The 7,197-nt window shown below is 74.5% G+C and carries 5 protein-coding genes and 1 pseudogene; 5 read left to right on the top strand and 1 reads right to left on the bottom strand.

All coding sequences use genetic code 11. From position 1 onward, the window contains the following. Window positions 1-129 precede the first annotated feature (129 nt). The 3 genes and pseudogenes from EAD98_RS29420 to EAD98_RS29405 form a co-directional block, all read left to right on the top strand. Window positions 130-2,538 (top strand): annotated as a pseudogene (locus EAD98_RS29420) (hypothetical protein); the annotation flags it as partial. A gap of 164 nt (window positions 2,539-2,702) precedes the next feature. Beyond that, window positions 2,703-4,454: a CTP synthase gene (locus EAD98_RS29410; RefSeq protein ID WP_121657212.1), complete on the top strand. Its 1,752-nt coding sequence runs from the start codon at window positions 2,703-2,705 to the stop codon at window positions 4,452-4,454. Continuing rightward, window positions 4,451-5,101, top strand: coding sequence for an NUDIX hydrolase (locus EAD98_RS29405; RefSeq protein ID WP_121657211.1), 651 nt, complete (start codon window positions 4,451-4,453; stop codon window positions 5,099-5,101). Before EAD98_RS29410 ends, EAD98_RS29405 begins: the two co-directional genes overlap by 4 nt. An 83-nt stretch (window positions 5,102-5,184) precedes the next feature. Here EAD98_RS29405 and EAD98_RS29400 read toward each other — a convergent pair whose 3' ends face one another. Beyond that, complete coding sequence (locus tag EAD98_RS29400) at window positions 5,185-5,508, bottom strand: TM2 domain-containing protein (RefSeq protein WP_368666183.1); 324 nt, start codon at window positions 5,506-5,508, stop codon at window positions 5,185-5,187. Window positions 5,509-5,734: 226 nt separating this feature from the next. On the opposite strand from EAD98_RS29400, the gene ald reads away from it, so the two are divergent. Then, window positions 5,735-6,850 (top strand): alanine dehydrogenase, encoded by a 1,116-nt coding sequence (ald, locus tag EAD98_RS29395; protein ID WP_121657210.1) that lies wholly within the window; start codon window positions 5,735-5,737, stop codon window positions 6,848-6,850. A gap of 20 nt (window positions 6,851-6,870) precedes the next feature. Next, on the top strand, window positions 6,871-7,197 hold a 327-nt coding region (locus tag EAD98_RS29390; protein ID WP_158609854.1), incomplete at its 3' end, for a site-specific integrase.

Here is a 7,197-nt window from a genome sequence, read left to right as displayed (position 1 = left end):
GGGGGGGGGGGGGGGGGGGGGGGGGGGGGGGGGGGGGGGGGGGGGGGGGGGGGGGGGGGGGGGGGGGGGGGGGGGGGGGGGGGGGGGGGGGGGGGGGGGGGGGGGGGGGGGGGGGGGGGGGGGGGGGCGCAGCGCACCGCCGACTTCGTGGTGCTCGCCGGGGTCGCCGGCCTGCGCTGGGAGGACGTGGACCCGCAGAGCACCCCGACACTGTGGCGGATGGCGCAGGACGGCTCGATCGGCTCGCTGTCGGTGCGTTCCGCGCACCGACCCACCTGCCCGGTGGACGGCTGGCTGACCCTGGGCGCGGGCAGCTTCGCCGGGTGGAACGGCAGCCGGCAGGCCGGCGCCTGCCCGCCGGGCGGGGTGGCCGTGGAGCAGCCGGACGGCATCGGCGCGAATCTGCCCGACCAGGAGAGCGTGGTCCAGTACAACCAGCAGCAGCTGCCCTGGGGCACCATGCCCGGGTCGCTGTCGGAGTCGGTGCGCTGCTCGGTCGCGGTCGGTCCGGGTGCGGCCGTGGCCGCCGCCCGACCGTTCGGCCGCGTCGACCGGTACGCCTCGGGGCTGCCGGCCGATCCGCGCCCGCTGCTCGGCTCGTGCGTGCTGAGCATCGTCGACCTCGGCACGGTCGACGGGACCGACCCGGCGGCGCGCGCCGTGGCGGCCCGCGCGGCGGACGCCCAGCTGGCCCGGGTGCTGGCCGCCCGGCCGCCGCGGTCGCTGGTGCTGGTCGCCGGGATCTCCGACACCGCCCAGCCGTCCCGACTGCACGTGGCGGTCGCCGACGGGCCGGGCTGGGAGCGGGGCTGGCTCACCTCGGCCAGCACCGGCCGCGACGGATACCTGCAACTTGTCGACCTCGCGCCGACCGCGCTGGCCGCGCTGGGCCGGCCGATGCCGGACCGGCTCTTTCTCGGCCGGCCGGCGCTGAGCACCGGCGGCCGCCCGGCCGACCTGGCCGAGGCGATCACCGCGCCGGCCGACGCGGACCGGGAGGCGGCCGCGCAGCGCAGCGTCTCCGGCTGGTTCTTCACCCTGCTCGCCGGGTTGCAGGTGCTGCTGGCCCTGGCGGTGTTGCCGCTGCTGCGTCGGGCCCGCCCGCACGCCGGGCCGGCCGGGCCCACACCGGCGCCCGCGCGGGTCGTGGCGGTGGTCGAGCTGCTGCTGGTGGCCGCGGCGTTGACCGTGCCGGCCGCGCTGCTCGCCGACGCGGTGCCCTGGTGGCGCGGCGGGCACCCGGGTTGGATCTTCGCCGGGGTAACCGCGCTGCTGGTGGCCGCCGGCACCGCGGCGGTCCGGTTCGTCCCCGGGTACGCCGGCACCCTCGGCCCGTTCGGCGCGGTGGGCGGCCTCACCGCCCTCGTCGTCGGGCTGGACGTGCTCACCGGGGCCCGGCTCCAGCTCAACGGCGTGGTCGGCTACTCCGCGTTGCAGGGTGGCCGGTACTCCGGCCTGAGCACGGTCGGGTTGGGGGTGTTCCTGGCCGGCGCGCTGCTGAGCGCGGGCTGGCTCGCCCAGCGGGTGCACCGCACCTGGCGGCCGGCGGTGATGGTGGCCGTCGGCGGTCTGGCCGTCGTGGTGGTCGGCAGCCCGTACCTGGGCGCCGACCCGGTCGGCGCGATCGCGCTGACCGCCGGGCTGAGCGTGGCCGCCGCGATCAGCGCCGGCGGCTGGCTGACGATCAGCAGGCTGGCCTGGGCCACCATGGCCGCCCTGGCGGTCGGTATCGGCTTCGCGGTGGTGGACCTGCGCCGTGCGCCGGCGGAGCGGGGCAGCCTGGGCCGGTTCCTGTCCGCCGTGGGCGACGGCACCGGCGGGTTCACCGTGCACCGGTCCAGCACCGCGAACTTCGAGACGCTGGTCAACAGCCCGCTGACCGTGCTGGCCCTGGCCGGCGCCCTGCTGGTGTGGTTCGCCCTGTTGCAGCCGTGGGGCGGGCTGACGCGCCTGTTCGGCATCTACCCGGCCGTGCGGGCCGCGCTGGCCGGCACCGCGGTCGCCGCGGTGCTCGGCGGCGTGCCCGACGGCGCGGCGCTGGACGTCGCCGGCGCCGCCGCCGCGGTGGTGGTGCCGATGGCCGCGCTGGCCTCGCTGCGGGTGCTCGGGCACGCCGCGGACCGTACCCGCCCGGTCGGGGTGCGCACCCGCGACGACGCCGCCGACGACGATTCCGGTTTCGGCGGCAGCGGGCCGGCCGGTGGGGGTGACGGCCCGACCGGCGGTGGTGGGCCACTGGGCGCGGTGCATCCCCGCCCGATCAGCGGCCCGCCCGCAAGGGTCGGACGGACCCCGAACCCGGCCACGCCGGCCGACCGGGAGCCCGCCGACCCGGCGGAGCCGAAGCTGGACGGTCCTGCCGCGCCGGAGCCGACGCCGGACGCCCCGTCGGCGGAGGCGGCGGAGGCGGCGCAGACGGCGCAGACGGCGCAGGCGGCGTCGGCGCAAGGACCGGTCGACCCGGCGGACACCGCGCCGACGGTGGCGCGACCGCCCCGGCAGATCACCCGATCATCGACCGAGGTTGCCGCTCCCTGAGCGCCGGGACGCCGTCGTGGCGCCCCCGCGGGGTGCCACCCCGGGTGCGGCCTGCGAGTACCCGTCCGGGAGGTGTTACCGTGGAATCCCGTGGATCGCGTGATCACTTTGCTGATCAAGCACGGCGGTCTGCATGACCGCGACAGACGACACGGGAGCAGGCCTTGGCCCCATCAGCACGGACGACCAGGCACATTTTCGTCACCGGGGGCGTCGCCTCCTCGCTGGGTAAGGGCCTCACCGCCTCCAGCCTCGGCAACCTGTTGACCGCGCGCGGGCTGCGCGTCGTGATGCAGAAGCTCGACCCCTACCTCAACGTCGACCCGGGGACGATGAACCCGTTCCAGCACGGCGAGGTCTTCGTCACCGAGGACGGCGCCGAGACCGACCTCGACGTCGGCCACTACGAGCGTTTCCTGGACCGGGCGTTGTCCGGCAAGGCGAACGTCACCACGGGCCAGATCTACTCCGACGTGATCGCCAAGGAGCGGCGCGGCGAGTACCTGGGCGACACCGTCCAGGTCATCCCGCACATCACCAATGAGATCAAGTCCCGGATCCTGGCAATGGGCGAGCCGGACGACGACGGCCACGTCCCCGACGTGGTGATCACCGAGGTCGGCGGCACGGTCGGCGACATCGAGTCGCTGCCGTTCCTGGAGGCGATCCGCCAGGTGCGCCACGACCTGGGTCGGGACAACTGCTTCTACCTGCACGTCTCGCTGGTGCCCTACCTCGCGCCGTCGGGTGAGCTGAAGACCAAGCCGACCCAGCACTCGGTGGCGCAGCTGCGCAACATCGGTATCCAGCCGGACGCGATCGTGCTGCGCTGCGACCGGGAGATTCCGGAGAAGCTCAAGGAGAAGCTGTCGCTCTACTGCGACGTGGACGCCGAGGCGGTCGTCGCCGCGCCGGACGCGCCGAGCATCTACGACATCCCGAAGGTGCTGCACCGTGAGGGGCTGGACGCGTACGTGGTGCGCCGGCTCGGGCTCTCCTTTCGGGACGTGGACTGGACCAGCTGGGACGACCTGCTGGAGCGGGTGCACCGGCCTCGGCACACGGTCACCGTCGCGGTGGTCGGCAAGTACGTCGACCTGCCGGACGCGTACCTGTCGGTGAGCGAGGCGATCCGCGCGGCCGGGTTCGGCCACCGGGCCCGGGTGCAGCTGCGCTGGGTGCCCAGCGACGAGTGCGTCACCCCGGCCGGCGCCGCGGCGGCCCTGGCCGGCGTGGACGGCATCCTCATCCCGGGCGGTTTCGGGGTGCGCGGCATCGAGGGCAAGATCGGCACCGCCCGGTACGCCCGCGAGAACGGCATCCCGCTGCTCGGCCTCTGCCTCGGCCTGCAGTGCATGACCATCGACGTGGCCCGGCACCTGGCCGGCCTGGACGGCGCCAACTCGCTGGAGTTCGACGAGCAGGCCGCGCACCCGGTCATCGCCACGATGGCCGACCAGGAGGACATCGTCGCGGGCAAGGGCGACCTGGGCGGCACCATGCGGCTCGGGGCGTACCCGGCGACGCTGACCGAGGGCTCCATCGTCGCCGAGGCGTACGGCAGCACCGACATCAGTGAGCGGCACCGGCACCGCTACGAGGTGAACAACGCCTACCGCGACGCGCTGACCAAGGCGGGTCTGCTCATCTCCGGCACCTCGCCGGACGGCCGGCTGGTCGAGTTCATCGAGCTGGACCGGGGCCTGCACCCGTTCTTCGTGGCCACCCAGGCGCACCCGGAGTTGAAGAGCCGCCCCACCCGCCCGCACCCGCTGTTCGCCTCGTTCGTCAAGGCCGCCGTGACGTACTCGCAGGCCGACCAGCTGCCGGTCGACCTGGACGCGGCGACGGAGGCCCCGACGACGCGCCGGGCGGCCCGCAACGGCGCCGCGACGAAGGCGTCGTCCGCGTCGTGAGCGAGCGCAGCGAGCGAGCCAACGGGCACAGCAGCGCGGCGCGAAGCGCCGTCGAGCACCGCTACGAGGTGCGCTCGCGCGAGGAGCGTTACCGGGGCCGGATCTTCACCGTGGTCAGCGAGGAGGTCACCATGCCCGGCGGCGGGACCGCCGCGCGTGACCTCGTGCGGCACGTCGGGGCGGTGGCCGTGGTGGCGCTCGACGACGTCGGCCAGGTGGTGCTGATCCGGCAGTACCGGCATCCGGTCGGCCGGCACCTGTGGGAGCTGCCGGCCGGGCTCATGGACGTCTCCGGCGAGGAGTTGCCGGCGGCCGCGCTGCGGGAGTTGGCCGAGGAGGCCGACCTCACCGCCGGGCGGATCGACGTGCTGGTCGACCTGCACAGCTCGCCCGGTTTCACCAACGAGCTGGTCCGGGTGTACCTGGCGCGGGACCTGGCCGACGTGCCGGCCGGTGAGCGCCACGACCGCCGCGACGAGGAGGCCGACCTGCAGGTCGTCCGGATCGACCTGGACGAGGCCGTCGGCATGGTTCTGGCCGGCGAGATCACCAACGCATCCGCGGTGGCCGGGCTGCTGGCCGCGGCCCGCGCCCGGGACGCCGGCTGGTCGGTGCTGCGCCCCGCGGACGCACCGCTGCCGCGCTGAGGATCACCGCCGGTCCAGCCGGCGAGGGGTACGCGCCAAAGGGCCCCGCGGTTCGCCGCGGGGCCCTTTGGCGTTCCGGTGGATCAGTCGCGCAGCGGCCGGCCCTGGGCGTCCGTGCCGCCGTTGACCAGGATGAGGATGCCGTCGATGAGGCCCCAGAGCGCGCCGAAGCCGCAGGTCACGAGGCTCACCACGAGCTGCAGCACGGCGATCTTGGTGTGTCCGGTGTAGAACCGACCGGCGCCGAAGGTGCCGAGCAGGATGCCGAGGATGCCCGCGACGACCTTGCTCTTGTCGGAGTAACCGGGGGCGTACCCCGGCTGGTAAGGAGGAGTGGTCATGGGCGGACACACTAGTGATCCACTCGCCCGCTGTCCGCAGCGGTACTCACCAGATGGGACGATAATGGGTGAACATTGTCCTGACGGCTGAGGTTGCCTCCCACCGCCGGCCCGGTCGATGCCCTGACACTCCGTCAGGTCACCCCGGCACCGGATGCCACTGTGCTGGCCCGTGGTGGGGCCGGGCGCGCCTAGACTGCCGCCGGCGGGACCGGTGGACCGCGGTGGCAATGGGGCCGTCGCGGCACCGAGCAGTCGGGGGAGAGCAGCCCCGAAGAGAGGTGTCTGCATCGTGAAGGTCGGAATCCCACGCGAGGTCAAGAACCACGAGTACCGCGTGGCGATCACGCCGGCGGGCGTCAACGAGTTCACCCGCAGCGGTCACCAGGTCTTCGTCGAGTCCGGCGCCGGGGTCGGCTCCAGCATCAGCGACGAGGAGTTCGCCGCGGCGGGCGCCACGATCCTGCCCACCGCCGACGAGGTGTGGGACACCGCCGAGCTGGTGCTCAAGGTCAAGGAGCCGATCGCCGAGGAGTACCACCGGATGCGCGAGGGGCAGGTGCTCTTCACCTACCTGCACCTGGCCGCCTCCAAGGAGTGCACCGACGCGCTGATCGACCGCAAGGTCACCGGCATCGCGTACGAGACCGTCGAGCTGCCGGACCGGTCGTTGCCGCTGCTCGCCCCGATGTCCGAGGTGGCCGGCCGGCTCGCCCCGCAGGTGGGCGCCTTCTACATGATGCGTACCGGTGGTGGCCGCGGGGTGCTGCCCGGCGGCGTCTCCGGCGTGTACGCGGCCAAGACCGTGGTCATCGGCGCCGGCGTCTCCGGCATGAACGCCGCCGCGATCGCGCTGGGCCTGCAGTCCGAGGTGCTGCTGCTGGACAAGAACGTCGCCCGGCTGCGCCAGGCCGACGCCATCTACCGGGGCCACCTGCAGACTGTCGCCTCCAACGCGTACGAGATCGAGCGGGCCGTGCTCGACGCCGACCTGGTCATCGGCGCGGTGCTGGTGCCCGGCGCCAAGGCGCCGACCCTGATCTCCAACGAGCTGGTCTCGCGGATGAAGCCGGGCAGCGTGCTCGTCGACATCGCCATCGACCAGGGCGGCTGCTTCGAGGACTCGCGCCCCACCACGCACGCCGACCCGGTCTACAAGGTCCACGAGTCGATCTTCTACTGCGTGGCGAACATGCCCGGCGCGGTGCCGAACACCAGCACCTACGCGCTGACCAACGTCACCCTGCCGTACGCCCTGGAGCTGGCCAACCAGGGCTGGCGCGAGGCGCTGCGCCGCGACCCGGCGCTGGCGCTGGGTCTGAACACCCACGACGGGCGGGTCACCTACGGCCCGGTCGCCGAGTCGCACGGCATGGACGTGCTCCCGCTGGCCGACGTGCTCGCCTGAGCGGTGGCGGGCTGACCGGCATCGCGGACGGGGCCGGCGCGGGCGAGCAGCCCGCGCCGGCCCTGCGCCGTGCCGTGCGCGGCTACCTCGACCACCTCACCGTCGAGCGGGGCCTGTCCGCGAACACCCTCGCCTCGTACCGCCGGGACCTGGACCGCTACCTCGCGACCCTGGCGGACGCCGGCATCGCCGACCTCGCGTCGGTCGGCGCCGGCGTCGTCGAATCGCACCTGGCCCGGCTGCGCGCCGGCGACGACGCGCACCCGCCGCTGGCGGTCTCCTCCGCCGCCCGCGCGGCCAGCGCCGTGCGCGGCCTGCACCGCTTCGCGCTGCGCGAGGGGCTGGCC

This window comes from Micromonospora sp. CV4, assembly GCF_003667455.1.
Taxonomy (GTDB): Bacteria; Actinomycetota; Actinomycetes; order Mycobacteriales; family Micromonosporaceae; genus Micromonospora.
Note: the sequence above shows the minus strand (reverse complement) of the source record. Positions and strands in the feature narration are given on the sequence as shown.